Source organism: Kitasatospora sp. NBC_01302 (genome assembly GCF_035976515.1).
GTDB lineage: Bacteria > Actinomycetota > Actinomycetes > Streptomycetales > Streptomycetaceae > Kitasatospora.
The window spans coordinates 952,511-967,272 of record NZ_CP108404.1 but is presented as its reverse complement, the minus strand read 5'-3'; the positions used below and the strand labels follow the sequence as shown (position 1 = coordinate 967,272).

Sequence of the window (14,762 nt, the reverse complement as noted above, 5' to 3'; positions counted from 1 at the left end):
TCAGTGAATGGTTCCTTCGGAAGTGTGCACATCAAGTCGCCGGGTGGCGGCGCAGCTCAGCAGGGCGCGCAGGCCCTGGGCGACCGCGGCGGCCGGCAGGGACGGCACCGCCTGGTCGAGGACCTGTTCGGGCAGGGACGGCACGTGGACGAAACCACCCCGGGTGGTGGGTCGTTCGACGGCGATCAGGTGCATCAGGGCGTAGAAGACATGATTGCAGACGAACGTTCCGGCGGTGTGCGACAGCGAGGCGGGCAGGCCGGCCTCGCGCACGGCGGCCACGCACGCCTTCACCGGCAGGGCGGCGAAGTACGCATCGGGGCCACCGGGCACCACCGGTTCGTCGACCGGGCGGCGTCCGGTGTTGTCGGGAATGCGTGCGTCGTCGATGTTGACGGCGATGCGCTCCACGCTGATGTCGGGCCGCCCGTGAGCCTGGCCGACGCAGACCACCAGCTCGGGGTCGGTCGCCCGGACGGCGTCCCGCAGTTCGTCGATCGCCCGACCGAACACACAGCTCAGCCGCAGCGGTGTCACCTCCAGCCCTTCGGGTGCATCGGCCGCGACCAGGCGCACGGCCTCCCAGGAGGGATTACGGGTGGCGCCGCCGAACGGTTCAAAGCCGGTGAGCAGGACGCGGGTCATGGGTGGTCACACCTCTCGCAGTGACGGGCCTCGAAAGACCGAGGAAGGTCTCGGAAGGTCGCGGAAGGCTCCAGATGGCCTCGGATGGCCTCGGATGGCCTCGGAGGGCTTCAGAAGGCGAAGAGCGAGATGATGGCGATGTTGCACACCAACAGCGCTCCCGCGGTACGGACCTGAGCCTTGATCGGCCCGTACTGGTCCTTGAGCTCCAGCAGGGCCGCGGGCACCAGGTTGAAGTTGGCGGCCATCGGCGTCACCAGGGTGCCGCAGAAGCCGGCCAGCATCCCGACGGCCAGCACCACCGCCGGATTCCCGTGCAACTGGGTGACCAGGACGGGCCAGCCGATCGCGGCGGTCATCACCGGGAAGGCGGCGAAGGCGTTGCCCATGATGACGGTGAACAGGGCCATGCCCACGCAGTAGAGCACCACGGCGGGGAACCGGCTGCCGTGCGGCAGGATGTCGGTGGTGAGCCTGCCGACCTGGGTGCCGACCCCGGCCACCTGGAAGATCGAGCCGAGGACGGCCAGCAGCTGGGGCAGCAGCAGCGCCCAGCCCATCGATTCGAGCAGCCCGCGCCCGGCGTGCAGGGCGACGACGGGCTTGCGCTCACGGGTCATCAGCAGCGCGACCAGCAGGGCGACCAGGGCGCCGATCCCCAGCCCCACGATGGTCTCGCTGCCCGCCTGGAGCACCGGCCGGTTTCCGAGGTGCCAGTCCTTGACCACGGTCGAGCAGAGCACGGCCACCAGCGGGATGGTCAGGGCGGGGACGAACACCCGGTTGCCGAGCCGGGCCGCGGTGGCGGCGCGCTGCTCGGGTTCCGGGGCGCGGGAGGCTCCGCGCCCGGTGAGGCCGAAGCCCGCCAGGCAGATCATCACCAGGACCGCGGCGCCGAGCGGTGCGGCGGGTGCGGTCCTGCGCACCACCCAGGTGCCGTAGATGAAGCTCAGGCCCAGCAGCCCCCAGAAGGCGGCGGAGCCGAACCGCTTGGGGTTGCTCCGGTCGACCGCCATCTGCCCGGCCACCGCGAGGAAGAGGGCGCCGATCAGCCAGTACAGCCACTCCGCCTGGATCATTTCGCCTCCCCGGCCCGGGCGCGCCCGACGGTGGTCTGCTTCGCGGTGCTGGTCTGCACGGTGGCGTTCTCCCGGTCGAGGGCACGGTCCAGGCGCAGCAGCTGCAGGCCGTGGATGACGGTCGCGCACAGCGCGCTGGGGATGGCCCACAGCGCGAGCTGGGTCGGTTCCAGGTGCGTGTGGTAGGTCGCGTTGGCGAAGCCGGTGATCAGCAGGATCGAGCCGACCGCGAGGAAGCAGTCCTCGCCGAAGAAGAGTCCGACCGTGTCGGCACTGGCGGCGTACGAGCGGACCCGCTCGCGCATCCGCTCGGTGAGCGTGCCGTGGCGGCGCTCGGCGGCGGCCTCCGCCATCGGGGCGACCATCGGGCGCACCGCCTGGGCGGGGCCGCCCAGCCCGGTGAGGCCGAGTGCCGCGGAGAGCTGACGCAGCACCAGGTAGATCGCCAGCAGCCGCCCGGTGCTGAGCGCGCCGAGCCGGCCGATCAGAGTGCGGGCCTGTTCCTGCAGGCCGCGGTACTCCAGGAGGCCGATGACCGGCAGGACGATGACGAAGATGGTCACCGACCGGCTGGAGGCGAAGCCGGTGCCGAAGGCCGCGAGCACCTTCATGGACGAGAGCTTGCCCAGCAGGCTGGTGACGACGCCCGCCACGCCGACGATCAACAGCGGGTTGCGTCGAGTGGCGAATCCCGCCACCACGACGAGGATGCCGAAGAGAACGATCACGCTCTTGGCCACCTTCCGAAGGAGGTTCCCGGCCTTGTGGGGGAGGCCCTGGGGGGAGTTGAGCCGAGGTTAGGGGATTGTTGAACAATCCCACAAGACTTGGGTACCGTTCTCCGACAACGGATCGGCCACGGGCTGCCGGGGTGCATGAGCCGGGGTGCATGATCGGCGCGGGCTGCATGATCGAAGAAGGAGGGCCGCCGTGGTCTCAGACGAACGGGCGACGACCGGGGAGTTCAGCGCCATCGCGGCCGATCGCGGGCGCCTCGGGCGCACCAGCGCCGCGCAGCGGGTGGCCGAACTGCTCTGCGAGCACATCACCGAGGGCCGTCTCGCCCCCGGCACCAGGCTCTCCGAGGAGGCGCTCGGCGAGGCGCTCGCGGTCTCCCGCAACACGCTGCGCGAGGCCTTCCGGCTGCTGGTGGACCAACGCCTGCTGGTCCATCAGCTGAACCGCGGCGTCTTCGTACGGGCGCTGCGGCCCGCGGACGTCGCCGACATCTTCACCCTGCGCCTGGCCCTGGAACAGGTCGGCGTCCGGGCCGCGCCGCACGCCGCACCCGAGCTGATCGCCGCCGTGCGCGGCGCGCTGGCCACCGCCGAGGCGGCCGAGCAGCGCGGCGACTGGGTCGCCGTCGGCACCGCCGACCTGCGCTTCCACCAGGCCGTCGCCGGGCTCGCGGGCAGCGAGCGGATCGACGAGTGCATGGCCCGGTTGCTGGCCGAACTGCGCCTGGCCTTCGGCGCGGTGGCCGATGCCCGGGGCCTGCACGAGCCGTTCCTGCGCTGGAACCAGGCGCTGGCCGGGCTGCTGGAGTCGGGCGCGACCGACGACGTCGAAGTGGAACTGACCCGGTATCTGGACGAGGCCCGGAGGGTGATCGTGACCGCCATGACGGAGACGGAGCCGGACCGGTGAGCGCCGAGGCAGCAGGCGCCGGGCCGGTGAACGCCGAAGCAGCAGGCACCGGGCCGGTGAACGCCGAAGCAGCAGGCACCGGGCCGGTGAGCGCGGCGGCAGTGGAGACCGGAGCAACTGCTGACGGAGCAGCGGTGATCGACCTCAACGCCGACCTGGGCGAGGGCTTCGGCCGCTGGCAGCTCACCGACGACCGGGCGCTGCTCTCGGTGGTCACCAGCGCCAACGTCGCCTGCGGCTTCCACGCCGGTGACCCCTCCACCATGCGGCGGGTCTGCGCGATGGCCGCCGAGCACTCGGTGCGGATCGGCGCGCACGTCTCCTACCGGGACCTGGCCGGCTTCGGCCGCCGCGCCATGGACCTGCCGCTGGACGAGCTGGCCGACGAGGTTGCCTACCAGATCGGTGCCCTGGACACCTTCGCCAAGGCGGCCGGGACCAGGGTGCGCTACGTCAAGCCGCACGGCGCGCTCTACAACCGCACCGTCCACGACGAGGGGCAGGCCACGGCCGTCGTCGAGGGCCTGCGCCTGGCCGGCCTGACGCTGCCCGTCCTCGGCCTGCCCGGCTCCCGGCTGCACCTGGCCGCCGAGGAGGCCGGGCTGCCCACCGTCACCGAGGCGTTCGCCGACCGCGCCTACACCCCGCAGGGCACCTTGGTATCGCGCCGCGAGGTGGGCGCGGTGCTGCACGACCCCGGCGAGGTGACCCGGCGCTCGGTGGCCATCGCCCAGGGCGACCCCGTCGGCACGAACACCGGTGGGCGGATCCGGCTGCGGGCCCGCTCGCTCTGTCTGCACGGGGACACCGCCGGCGCGGCCGACCTCGCCCGCGCGGTGCGGGCCGCGCTGCACGGCGCCGGTGTCCGGATCGAGGCGTTCGCATGAGGGCGCTGCCGGTGGGGCTCGACGCGCTGCTGATCGAACTCGACGGCGCCGCGGAGACCGCCGCGCTCCACGCCGAACTGCTGCGGATGCGCGAGGCCGGCCAGTTGCCCCGGGTCCGGGAGATCGTGCCGGCCGCGCTGACCGTGCTGCTCGACGGGGTGGACGACCCGCGCGCCCTCGCCCGGCAGCTGGCCGGCCGGCGGGTGCCCGCGCTGCCGGACAGCGCCGGTGAGGTCATCACCGTCCCGGTGCACTACGACGGCGAGGACCTGCCGGCCGTCGCCGCGCTCTGGGGGGTCGGCGAGGACGAGGTCGCCCGGATCCACGCCGCCGCGCAGTACCGGGTGGCGTTCAGCGGGTTCGCGCCCGGCTTCGGCTACCTGACCGGGCTCGACCAGCGCTTCCACGTGCCGCGCAGGGCGGTGCCGCGCACCAGCGTCCCGGCCGGGTCGATCGCGCTGGCCGGCGCCTACACCGGCATCTACCCGCGCTCCTCGCCGGGCGGCTGGCAGCTGATCGGCCGCACCGACGCCGTGCTGTGGGACCCCGCCCGCGAGCCCGCCGCCCTGTTCGCCCCGGGCCACCGGGTCCGCTTCGTCAGCGTGGAGCACCGCGTGGAGCACAGTGTGGAACACCGCGCGGAACACGGCTCGGAGCACGGAGCCGAGCACCGCGTGGAGCATGGAGTCGCGCACGGAGTGGAGCCGAGATGACCCTGACCGTCGTCCGTCCGGGCCTGCTGACCACCGTTCAGGATCTCGGCCGGCCCGGCCACGCCCACCTCGGCGTCCCCCGCTCCGGTGCACTGGACCGCCGCGCCCACCGGCTGGCCAACCTCCTGGTGGGCAACTCCGCGCGGGCCGCCACGCTGGAGACCACCGTGCTGGGCTGCGCGGTGCGGGTGCACCGCCCGGTGGTCGCGGCCGTCACCGGAGCGCCCTGCTCCGTACGGGTGGACGGCCGCCCCGCCGCCTGGGGCGCCCCGCTGCGGCTCGGCGCGGGCGCGCTGCTGGAGCTCGGCACCGCCGCCCGGGGCGTGCGCAGCTACCTGGCGTTCGCCGGCGGGGTCGCGGCCGAGGCCGTGCTCGGCAGCCGCGCCACCGATCTGCTCTCCGGCCTCGGCCCCGCGCCGCTGGCCGCCGGTGACGCGCTGCCGCTCGGCGCCGACCCGGCCGGCCCGCCGCTCGCCGCGGACGTGGTGCCCTGGGTGGCCCCGCCCGAGCACCTGGTGCTGCCGCTGCGGCTGGGGCCGCGCGACGACTGGTTCGCACCCGCGGCCGTCACCACCCTGGCGGCGTGCGACTACCGCGTCTCGCCCGCCAGCAACCGGATCGGCCTGCGCCTCACCGGCCCGGTGCTGGAGCGGGCCGTCGAGCGGGAGCTGCCCAGCGAGGGCATGGTGCTGGGCGCCGTCCAGGTCCCGCCGGACGGCCGCCCGGTGGTCTTCCTCGCCGACCATCCGACCACCGGCGGCTACCCGGTGATCGGCGTGGTGCCCGAGGACGCCCTGTCCGCGGCGGCCCAGGCACCGCCCGGCACCCCGGTCCGGTTCGTCCCCGTGCCTGGCGCCGGCTGGTGAGCCGAGGTCCATGAGAAGGCCCTGGGGGCGGGCCGTCCGCGGCCGGCCCGCACTGTGCGATGGTGGACGGGTGATGCTGGAAGACCTGGTCCGGCTGCGCCGGGCCCGTGACCTGATGGACCGCGACTACGCACAGCCGCTGGACGTGGCGGCGCTGGCGCAGGTGGCCCTGATGTCGCCCGGCCACTTCTCCCGCAGCTTCCGCGCGGCCTTCGGCGAGACGCCCTACAGCTACCTCATGACCCGCCGGATCGAGCGGGCCAAGGCACTGCTGCGCCGCGGTGACCTGTCGGTGACCGAGGTCTGCTTCGCGGTCGGCTGCACCTCGCTGGGATCGTTCAGCTCGCGCTTCACCGAGCTGGTCGGCGAGAGCCCCAGCGCCTACCGGGAGCGTGACCACGAGGCGGACGCGGCCCTCCCCGCCTGCCTCGCCAAGATCCACACGCGACCGGTCAGGAACGGAGAAGCCCGGACCCGGACACCGCCCGTAGGGTGAGGCGCATGGAGACCAAGCGTGACAAGCAGCCGGCCGCACCGCACAGCGCCGACCGCCACGATCTGATCCGCGTGCACGGCGCGCGGGTGAACAACCTCAAGGACGTCAGCCTCGAACTGCCCAAGCGCCGGCTGACGGTGTTCACCGGGGTCTCCGGATCGGGCAAGAGCTCGCTGGTGTTCGAGACCATCGCCGCCGAGTCGCAGCGGCTGATCAACGAGACCTACAGCGCCTTCGTGCAGGGCTTCATGCCGACGCTGGCCCGGCCCGAGGTCGACGTCCTCGACGGGCTGACCACCGCGATCATCGTCGACCAGCAGCGCCTGGGCGCCGACCCCCGCTCCACGGTCGGCACCGCCACCGACGCCAACGCGATGCTGCGCATCCTGTTCAGCCGCCTCGGGCGCCCGCACATCGGCCCGCCCAGCGCGTACGCCTTCAACGTCCCCTCGGTACAGGCCAGCGGTGCGATCACGGTGGCACGGGGCGCCGCCACGAAGGCCGTGAAGGCGACCTTCAACCGCACCGGCGGCATGTGCCCGCGCTGCGAGGGCCGCGGCTCGGTCACCGACATCGACCTCACCCAGCTCTACGACGACTCCAAGTCGCTCGCCGAGGGCGCCTTCACCATCCCCGGCTGGAAGTCGGACAGCTTCTGGACCGTGCGGGTCTACGCCGAGTCGGGCCTGCTCGACCCGAACAAGCCGATCCGCAGGTTCACCAAGAAGGAGATGCACGACTTCCTCTACCGGGAGCCGACCAAGGTGAAGGTCGAGGGCGTCAACCTCACCTACGAGGGGCTGATCCCCAAGCTGCAGAAGTCGATGCTCGCCAAGGACAAGGAGGCGCTGCAGCCGCACATCCGCGCCTTCGTCGAGCGGGCGGTCACCTTCACCACCTGCCCCGAGTGCGAGGGCACCCGGCTCAGCGAGGGGGCCCGGTCCTCGAAGATCGACGGCCTCAGCATCGCCGACGCCTGCGCCATGCAGATCAGCGACCTGGCCGCCTGGGTGCGCGGTCTGCGGGAGCCCTCGGTGGCGCCGCTGCTCACGGCGCTCGGGCAGACCCTGGAGTCGTTCGCCGAGATCGGGCTGGGCTACCTCGCGCTCGACCGGCCCGCGGGCACGCTGTCCGGCGGCGAGGCGCAGCGCGTCAAGATGATCCGCCACCTCGGCTCCTCGCTCACCGACGTCACCTACGTCTTCGACGAGCCCACCACGGGCCTGCACCCCCATGACATCCAGCGGATGAACAGCCTGCTGCTGCGGCTGCGGGACAAGGGCAACACGGTGCTGGTGGTGGAGCACAAGCCCGAGGTGATCGCGATCGCCGACCACGTCGTCGACCTCGGCCCGGGCGCCGGAACGGGCGGCGGCACCCTCTGCTTCGAGGGCACCGTGGCGGGGCTGCGGGCCAGCGGCACCGTCACCGGACGCCACCTCGACGACCGGGCCGCCCTCAAGGAGAGCGTGCGCACGCCCACGGGCAAGCTGCCGATCCGCGGCGCGTCGGCCAACAACCTGCAGGACGTCGACGTGGACATCCCGCTCGGGGTGCTGGCCGTGGTCACCGGCGTCGCGGGCTCCGGCAAGAGCTCGCTGGTGCACGGCTCGCTGCCCGGATCGTCGGGGGCCGGCGACCCGGAGGTGGTCTCGATCGACCAGAGCGCGATCCGCGGCTCGCGGCGCAGCAACCCGGCCACCTACACCGGGCTGCTCGACCCGATCCGCAAGGCCTTCGCCAAGGCCAACGGCGTCAAGCCGGCCCTGTTCAGCGCCAACTCCGAGGGCGCCTGCCCCACCTGCAACGGCGCCGGCGTCGTCTACACCGACCTGGCGATGATGGCGGGCGTGGCCAGCACCTGCGAGGAGTGCGAGGGCCGCCGGTTCGACGCCTCGGTGCTGGAGTACCACCTCGGCGGGCGCGACATCAGCGAGGTGCTCGCGATGTCGGTGACCGAGGCCGAGGAGTTCTTCGGCACGGGCGAGGCCCGCACGCCGGCCGCGCACGCGATCCTCACCCGGCTCGCCGACGTCGGCCTCGGCTACCTCAGCCTGGGCCAGCCGCTCACCACGCTCTCCGGCGGCGAGCGCCAGCGCCTCAAGCTGGCCACCCACATGACGGACAAGGGCGGCGTCTACGTCCTCGACGAGCCGACCACCGGGCTGCACCTCGCCGACGTCGAGCAGCTGCTCGGCCTGCTCGACCGTCTGGTCGACTCCGGCAAGTCGGTGATCGTCATCGAGCACCACCAGGCGGTCATGGCGCACGCCGACTGGATCATCGACCTCGGCCCGGGCGCGGGCCACGACGGCGGCCGGATCGTCTTCGAGGGCACCCCCGCCGAGCTGGTCGCCGCCCGCTCGACCCTCACCGGCGAGCACCTGGCGGCCTACGTCGGCGCCTGACGGGGCCGCCCTCACGGGTCCTCGTACGTCTCGCCCTCGGTCGGCCGGTCCTCGGGCGAGCGGTCGTCGCGGCTGACCCGGCCGACCATCGCACCGGCGTACACGGTGTAGCCGACGCCGATCAGCCAGGACTGCACGATCAGCACGGACCCCACCGCGCCGTAGGAGACCGCGTTGGAGACGATCAGCGGTGCGAAGACCAGCTGGGAGAAGACGCGGAGCCCGGCGAAGGCCGCCACCGTCGCGACCGCTCCGGGGAACAGGGCCGACCAGGCGATCCGGGAGGCGAGCAGCAGGTGCTGCAGCCACCAGAAGTAGAGCACTCCGCCGCAGACGCTCAGGCCGGCCCGCAGCGCGGTGGACGCGGTGGCCTCGTGCGGGAGCGCGCCCCGCCAGGTGGTCAGCAGGATGACGGCGATCAGTCCGGCCAGCCCGAGCACCTGGCGCCACACGGCGTGCCAGGCGCCGGGGCGCAGGTTCCAGATCCGCTCGTAGGTCCGCTGGACGGCGGCCATCAGCGAGATGCCGAAGACGGCGAGCGCGGCCAGGCTCAGCGCGGTGGTGGTGTTGAGCACCTCGCTGCGGGAGGCGAACAGCTCGCCGACCGCCTTGGCCGACCGGCCGGACAGCGCGAGGCCGTCGTTGATCCAGTCCGCGATCCCGCTGCCCCGGCTCGGAAAGGCCGCGGCGACCACCACCAGCAGCGGAACGAGCGTGACGAAGAACAGCGCGGCGAAGGCCATCGCGCGGTGGAGCAGCTCGATCTCCTGTCCGCTGCGCCAGACGGCATGCGCCAGCGCCCTGGTCTCGCGGCCCAGGTCCTTGATGCGGTCACCGACGGGTTTCGCGACGGCGGCTCACCTCCTCCCGGTCCCGTCCGCCGGTGCGGCTCGGCGAACACTCCCCGTCCCGCCTTCCACCTGCCGGTCCGGCTGACACCTGCCGCCCGGCGCACCCACCGGATCGCAGTACGTCCTGCCGCCGCCTGCCCGCCGCGCGGGCCGTCTGTCCCGCTCGTCCGGGGCGGCCTGACGGAGCGTCCGCCGGGCGATCCTCCGCCCTCCGGAGGGCGATCCGGAGGGCGATCCGGAGGGCGGGACTCGTATTTGTCGCCCCGGGGTCGCTCGTGGGGGAACGGGTGGCAGGATGTCCCCGCCATGCCTGCCTCCGCAACCCGGGGCGCACCCGCCGCGGTGCCTCCCGCCTCGCTCGACTTTCGCGTACTGCGTGCTGTGCCGTTCGCGACGGTCTGCGTCGTGCTGGCCGCAGCCGGGCACGCGATGGGTTCCGGCGCCGCGGTCCCGCTCCGGGCGGTGGTGCTGGGCTGGCTCCTGGTCCTGGCGGCCGCCGTGTCGGGCGCCCGTCGGGAACGGTCGCTGACCGCGATCACCGGCGCGATGGCGGGCGGACAGCTGGGCCTCCACCTGCTCTTCCACGCCGAGCAGGCGTACCAGGCCGAGCGGACGCCGGTGCGGGCGCAGACGGCACCGGCGGGCATGGCCGGGATGGGCGACATGCCCGGGATGCCCGGGATGTCGGGGGGTGCTCACCCGGCCGCGGCGGGCGCCCAGCTGGGCGCGCCGGCCGGGATCGCGCCGCACGCCTCCGCGACCCTCGCGCCGCACCTGGCGCTGTGGTGCCACGCCTGGCTGCTCGGGATGAGCCCCACCATGTTCGCCGGCCACTTCGTCGCCACGGTGGTGGCGGCCTGGTGGCTGCGGCGGGGCGAGGCGGCGGTGTGGCGGCTGGTCCGCAGCACCGCCGAGGCGGCCTCGGCGGTGGCCGCGGCGGGTGCGGCGAGGCTGCGTGCGGCCGTCGCGCGGCTCGGTGTCGCGCTCTTCGGCGGGCTCGGGCGCGGCGGGCAGCCGCCGCGCGGGTGGTTCGCGGGGGCGGGCGGCCGGTGGCGGCTCCCCTCGCCGGTCCTGTTGCGGCACTGCGTGATCAGGCGGGGGCCGCCGGCGGCCCCCGCTGTCTGAACCCGACGGCCCCGAGCGCCCCCTGGCGCCGACCGGACGGGTGACGGCCCCGTGCCCCTGATCACCTCGGCGCGCCCACCCGTACCGGCGGCACTCTCCCGCCGGTGCGCCGCACGCGTGCCCGCTCCCCTCGGAGAACACCAGACATGACAGTCACCCTCAAGCGCCGCCTGGCCGCCGCGACCGCCCTGGCCGGCGCGGCCGTGCTGCTGATCGCCGGACCCGCCTCCGCGCACGTCACCGTGCAGCCCTCCAGCGTGGCCAAGGACGCCACCGACCAGACGTTCGCCTTCCGCGTGCCGGACGAGGACGACACCGCCAGCACGGTGCGGGTCGAGGTCGACTTCCCCCTCGACCACCCGATCCCGTCCGCCCTGGTGGCGCCGGTGCCCGGCTGGACCGACCAGATCCAGACCACCAAGCTCGCCACCCCGATCCACACCGACGACGGCGACATCACCGACGTGGTCTCGCAGATCGTCTGGACCGGCGGGCAGATCGCCCCGAACCACTACCAGGACTTCACCGTCGACTTCGGGGCCCTGCCGGACAACACCGACCAGGTCGTCTTCAAGGCCCTGCAGACCTACAGCAACGGAAACATCGTGCGGTGGATCGACGAGCAGAAGCCCGGCCAGCCCGAGCCGGACCACCCGGCGCCGGTGCTGCACCTCACCTCGGCGCCCGCCTCGTCCGCGCCGTCGGCGCCGAGCACGGCGGCGAAGAGCAGCAGCGACGCCACGGCCCGCGGTCTGGGGATCGCCGGCATCGTCGTCGGCGTGCTCGGCGCGGTGGCCGGCGCGGTGCTCGGCCGCCGTGGCCGGGGCGCCGACGGTTCCGGCACCTCCGCCTGACGCACCCGGCCCGGTGTGCGGGAGCCGTCGCTCCCGCACACCGGGCCGGTGTCTTCTCCCGGCGCCTCGGCGCCTGGGCGTTGGTGGTCAGTCGGACGTGGCGGCCCGGGGGCGGAACTGCGGACCGTAGCGGCCGGAGCCGTCGGGCAGCGGGATGTCCATGAGCGCGAGGGCCGGCTTCTCCAGTGCCAGCATCGCGCCCACCGCACCGTCCAGGGCATCGGAGTCACCATTGGCCCAGGCGTCCTGGAGACCCTGCAGCACGTCGGAGAACGTGTCGTCGAACTGCTGCAGCAGATCCTGGACCTCGGCGGCAGGCGAGGGCCAGCCGCCCGCCGGGACGACGCCCATCGGACGGGTCTGCGGGAACGGGACCGCTTCGCCGCTGAACTCCCAGGCCCCGCCGACCTGCTGCAGCCGCCGTTCGTGGTAGATCTCGCCGAACGCGTAGTAGTGCGCCGGCGCGTCCTGGGCGGACGGTGCCTCCGGCGTGGCCGAGGTGCCCTCGCCCTGCTCCCTGATGGTCTCGATCGACTGCTCGACGTCGTCGAGGCTCGTCACCGGTGTCAGGGTGTCCGGGCCGATCCGCAGCTCGAGCTGGCGGTCCGGCGCGAGGGCGGGGCGGACGTCCTGGAACGCGGTCAGGAGCGCGGTGTAGAACGCGCCGATGGTCGGCGGACCGGACTGCCGGGCGAGCGGGCTCTCGGGAGTCTCGATGCCCATCAGGACCTCGCGCACGTACTCCTTGGTGAGCCCGGAGAGGTACACGGTCAGCCCGCCGCGCACGCCGCCGGGCAGCGGGCCGGGGTAGCCGGGGACGGCGTCGGCGATCCGCGGGGTGCCGCCGACCGCCACGAGCAGGTTGCAGGCCGACCCCATGTGGAACATCTCGTCGCAGACGATGCCCTTGATGAGCGCGGCGGGCTCGCAGTCGCGGTCCTCGATGGACCACCAGGCGCACAGGTAGGGCGGGATCGTCGCCAGCTCCAGCTCGACGGCGATCTGCAGCGCCCGGCGGATCCAGTTCTCGTCACGGCGGTCGCGGGGCACCGCGAGCAGCCTGGCGACGGCCCCGCGGCCCTGCTCCGCCCGGGCCTGCGCGGGGCCCGCCGCGACGGCCGGGCCCACCGTGGCCGCCGCGGCCGACTTGAGGAACCCCCGGCGCCCGAGCGAGGGCACCCGCCGACCGTCGGTGCTGTCAACCGGTTCGATCACGCTTGACTCCGTTCCCGAGCGGGTGGACCCGGCCCACCGCGGGCGGTCTCCCGCGGCCCTGCCACGGCTGGCGAAGCTATCAGGCGGACGCGCGTGCCCGGAGTAGGCTCGACGGGCCCGTTTGTGCTGATCAGAGGCAGCGGACAGGAAGAGGGGTGGGGTTGATGGCCCGCGCATGGGGTCACCGCGTCGCGCAGCGCCCGGACCGCCAGGATCCGCCGGACAGGCCCGGCCCCGGCTGAAGAGCCGGGGCCGGGGCGGACCACCTCGGTGGGCCGGATCAGTGGCCCGGCAGGGCCGGCAGGTCGAAGGCCGCCGCGGCGATGCCGTACTGGGCGGCGAACGAGGCTCCCTCCCTGCTGGTGGGGGTGAGCGAGTAGACCAGGTCCCGGGCGCCGTCCCGGGTGGCGAAGACGCCGTTGCTGTAGCCCGGACGGCTGCCGGTCTTGCCCCACAGCACGCTGCCGTCGGGGGTGGTGAAGCGCATCAGGCCGGTGCTGAAGCAGGCCCGGCCCGTGACCGGGCCGGTGTCGCAGTTCGGGTTCTGGACGTTCGGCACGTCCGGGACCGCGAACAGCTCGGCCTGCTGCGCGGGCGGCAGCAGCCGGCCGCCGAGCAGAGCGGTGAAGAAGCGGTCCAGGTCGGGCGCGCTGGAGAGCATCCCGCCCTCGGCCCACGGCCAGGGGCTCTGCTCGGTGACATCGGCCTGCCTGGTGCCGCCGTCCGGGGTGCTGACGGTCAGATAGCCGTGCGCGGTGGGGTGCGGCAGCCGGGTGTCGTCGGCGGCCGGGACCGAGGTGTGGCGCAGGGCGAGCGGGCGCAGGATCCGCTGCTCCACCTCCTGCGCGTAGGAGCGGCCGGTGACCTGCTCGATCAGCAGCCCGGCCAGGTAGTAGTTCGTGCCGTTGTACTGCTGGGCGGTGCCCGGGGCGAACTGCATCGGGTGGGTGGCGGCCTCGGCCACCACCTGCTGCGGGGTCCAGCCCTCGTCCTTGTGGTCGACGAACCACTGGGCGCTGCCGTCGTCGCCGAAGTCGCCGCCGGTGGGCAGCCCGCTGGTGTGGTTGAGCAACTGCCGCACGGTGATCGGCGGGTAGGAGGCCGGCAGGGTGCCGGGCAGGTACTGCTGGACGGTGCCGTCCAGGTCGAGCCGCTTCTCGGCGGCCAGTTGCAGCACCACGGTGGCGGTGAAGACCTTGGAGATGCTGCCGATCCGGAACCGGCCGTCGGCCGCCACCGGCCGGCCGGTGGCGAGGTCGCCGCTGCCGGAGGTGCCCGACCAGCGGCCGTCCCGGCCGTCCACCAGGACCACCGCGCTGGTCAGGTGGCCGTTCGGCAGCCCGGCGATCGAGGCCCGCAGCGCTGCCGCGTTCGGCGCCGGCAGCCTCCCGGCGGCCTGCGCGCCGCCCACGGTCCCGGCGGTGAGCGCGACGACCAGGGCGCCGATCACCCCCGCGCCGGCCCGACGGCGGCGGTCGGTGCGGTGCCTGACGGTGGTGCTCGTCATCTGGTGACTCCTCGACGGGTGGGGCGGGTGCGGCCGACGGTGCGTCAGCGGCGTCGAGGAGAGTCTGTTGCGTCCGGCCCGCCCGGCCATCGGGGATCCACCCTGACGGTTCCCTGACCGCCCCCTGACAGCCCCCGGGGGCAGGGAGCCGGAATGGCTGGTTCCGGTCGGTCCGGCGGCGTCCTCGGTGGGGCGCGTTGTCGGCTGTGATGTCAGGGGCAGACTTCACTGGTCGAAAGGGGCACCCCGGTTGCCCCGGGCGGGCAAGGCGGCGGGATTTCGGGCGGCACCACAAGGAATCGGGTGCCCCGCCGGACGGCGGGCGTGTGTCGGGTCACGAACGGGCCGTCTTTCGCCTGTCCGGAAAACACTGATATCTCTTGAGCACCTTAAGATATGAGTGCCACTCAGTTCATCGACCGACCCTGCCGGTGCCCTCCTGCTGCCCTGCGACGCGCGCGGCGACGAC

General features: G+C 73.7%; 14 protein-coding genes. 8 read left to right on the top strand and 6 right to left on the bottom strand.

Annotated elements, in window-relative coordinates:
• From pcp to OG294_RS04350, 3 genes are all read right to left on the bottom strand, one after another.
• On the bottom strand, positions 1–645 hold the full coding sequence (pcp, locus tag OG294_RS04360) for a pyroglutamyl-peptidase I (RefSeq protein WP_327065044.1): 645 nt from the start codon (positions 643–645) through the stop codon (positions 1–3).
• Positions 646–755: 110 nt separating this feature from the next.
• Positions 756–1,724 (bottom strand): DUF979 domain-containing protein, encoded by a 969-nt coding sequence (locus OG294_RS04355; protein ID WP_327065043.1) that lies wholly within the window; start codon positions 1,722–1,724, stop codon positions 756–758.
• Positions 1,721–2,452: a DUF969 domain-containing protein gene (locus tag OG294_RS04350; protein ID WP_327065042.1), complete on the bottom strand. Its 732-nt coding sequence runs from the start codon at positions 2,450–2,452 to the stop codon at positions 1,721–1,723. Before OG294_RS04350 ends, OG294_RS04355 begins: the two co-directional genes overlap by 4 nt.
• 202 nt (positions 2,453–2,654) lie before the next feature.
• Between OG294_RS04350 and OG294_RS04345 the strand changes: the two genes are divergently transcribed.
• The 6 genes from OG294_RS04345 to OG294_RS04320 all read left to right on the top strand — a co-directional run bounded on the left by OG294_RS04345 (position 2,655) and on the right by OG294_RS04320 (position 8,741).
• Entirely contained in the window at positions 2,655–3,371 is a 717-nt protein-coding gene (locus tag OG294_RS04345) for a GntR family transcriptional regulator (RefSeq protein WP_327065041.1), read from the top strand.
• Between the two features lie 86 nt (positions 3,372–3,457).
• Positions 3,458–4,258 (top strand): LamB/YcsF family protein, encoded by an 801-nt coding sequence (locus OG294_RS04340; protein ID WP_442789309.1) that lies wholly within the window; start codon positions 3,458–3,460, stop codon positions 4,256–4,258.
• Positions 4,255–4,971: a 5-oxoprolinase subunit B family protein gene (locus tag OG294_RS04335; protein WP_327065040.1), complete on the top strand. Its 717-nt coding sequence runs from the start codon at positions 4,255–4,257 to the stop codon at positions 4,969–4,971. The genes OG294_RS04340 and OG294_RS04335 overlap by 4 nt, the downstream gene beginning before the upstream one ends.
• Positions 4,968–5,837 carry a biotin-dependent carboxyltransferase family protein gene (locus OG294_RS04330; RefSeq protein WP_327065039.1) on the top strand — a complete coding sequence of 290 codons (870 nt, stop codon included), beginning with the start codon at positions 4,968–4,970 and terminating at the stop codon, positions 5,835–5,837. Before OG294_RS04335 ends, OG294_RS04330 begins: the two co-directional genes overlap by 4 nt.
• A gap of 70 nt (positions 5,838–5,907) precedes the next feature.
• Positions 5,908–6,333 carry a helix-turn-helix transcriptional regulator gene (locus OG294_RS04325; RefSeq protein WP_327065038.1) on the top strand — a complete coding sequence of 142 codons (426 nt, stop codon included), beginning with the start codon at positions 5,908–5,910 and terminating at the stop codon, positions 6,331–6,333.
• Between the two features lie 5 nt (positions 6,334–6,338).
• Complete coding sequence (locus tag OG294_RS04320) at positions 6,339–8,741, top strand: excinuclease ABC subunit UvrA (protein ID WP_327065037.1); 2,403 nt, start codon at positions 6,339–6,341, stop codon at positions 8,739–8,741.
• Between the two features lie 11 nt (positions 8,742–8,752).
• Here the strand turns inward: OG294_RS04320 and OG294_RS04315 are convergent, their stop codons facing one another.
• Positions 8,753–9,484, bottom strand: a complete 732-nt coding sequence (locus OG294_RS04315; RefSeq protein ID WP_327065036.1) for a YhjD/YihY/BrkB family envelope integrity protein — start codon at positions 9,482–9,484, stop codon at positions 8,753–8,755.
• A gap of 414 nt (positions 9,485–9,898) precedes the next feature.
• Between OG294_RS04315 and OG294_RS04310 the strand changes: the two genes are divergently transcribed.
• Entirely contained in the window at positions 9,899–10,717 is an 819-nt protein-coding gene (locus OG294_RS04310) for a hypothetical protein (RefSeq protein ID WP_327065035.1), read from the top strand.
• A 146-nt stretch (positions 10,718–10,863) separates the two neighbouring features.
• Entirely contained in the window at positions 10,864–11,571 is a 708-nt protein-coding gene (locus OG294_RS04305; RefSeq protein WP_327065034.1) for a YcnI family copper-binding membrane protein, read from the top strand.
• A gap of 87 nt (positions 11,572–11,658) precedes the next feature.
• Here the strand turns inward: OG294_RS04305 and OG294_RS04300 are convergent, their stop codons facing one another.
• Positions 11,659–12,786, bottom strand: coding sequence for a ferritin-like domain-containing protein (locus OG294_RS04300; RefSeq protein ID WP_327065033.1), 1,128 nt, complete (start codon positions 12,784–12,786; stop codon positions 11,659–11,661).
• A 280-nt stretch (positions 12,787–13,066) separates the two neighbouring features.
• On the bottom strand, positions 13,067–14,293 hold the full coding sequence (locus OG294_RS04295) for a serine hydrolase domain-containing protein (RefSeq protein WP_327065032.1): 1,227 nt from the start codon (positions 14,291–14,293) through the stop codon (positions 13,067–13,069).
• Positions 14,294–14,762: the final 469 nt, after the last annotated feature.

Excerpts from the sequence above, each read along its gene's own strand:
- OG294_RS04295 (WP_327065032.1), bottom strand. The coding sequence starts at position 14,293 with ATGACGAGCACCACCGTCAGGCACCGCACCGACCGCCGCCGTCGGGCC.
- OG294_RS04320 (WP_327065037.1), top strand. The coding sequence starts at position 6,339 with ATGGAGACCAAGCGTGACAAGCAGCCGGCCGCACCGCACAGCGCCGAC.
- OG294_RS04315 (WP_327065036.1), bottom strand. The coding sequence starts at position 9,484 with ATGGCCTTCGCCGCGCTGTTCTTCGTCACGCTCGTTCCGCTGCTGGTG.
- OG294_RS04305 (WP_327065034.1), top strand. The coding sequence starts at position 10,864 with ATGACAGTCACCCTCAAGCGCCGCCTGGCCGCCGCGACCGCCCTGGCC.
- OG294_RS04330 (WP_327065039.1), top strand. The coding sequence starts at position 4,968 with ATGACCCTGACCGTCGTCCGTCCGGGCCTGCTGACCACCGTTCAGGAT.
- OG294_RS04310 (WP_327065035.1), top strand. The coding sequence starts at position 9,899 with ATGCCTGCCTCCGCAACCCGGGGCGCACCCGCCGCGGTGCCTCCCGCC.
- OG294_RS04355 (WP_327065043.1), bottom strand. The coding sequence starts at position 1,724 with ATGATCCAGGCGGAGTGGCTGTACTGGCTGATCGGCGCCCTCTTCCTC.
- pcp (WP_327065044.1), bottom strand. The coding sequence starts at position 645 with ATGACCCGCGTCCTGCTCACCGGCTTTGAACCGTTCGGCGGCGCCACC.
- OG294_RS04335 (WP_327065040.1), top strand. The coding sequence starts at position 4,255 with ATGAGGGCGCTGCCGGTGGGGCTCGACGCGCTGCTGATCGAACTCGAC.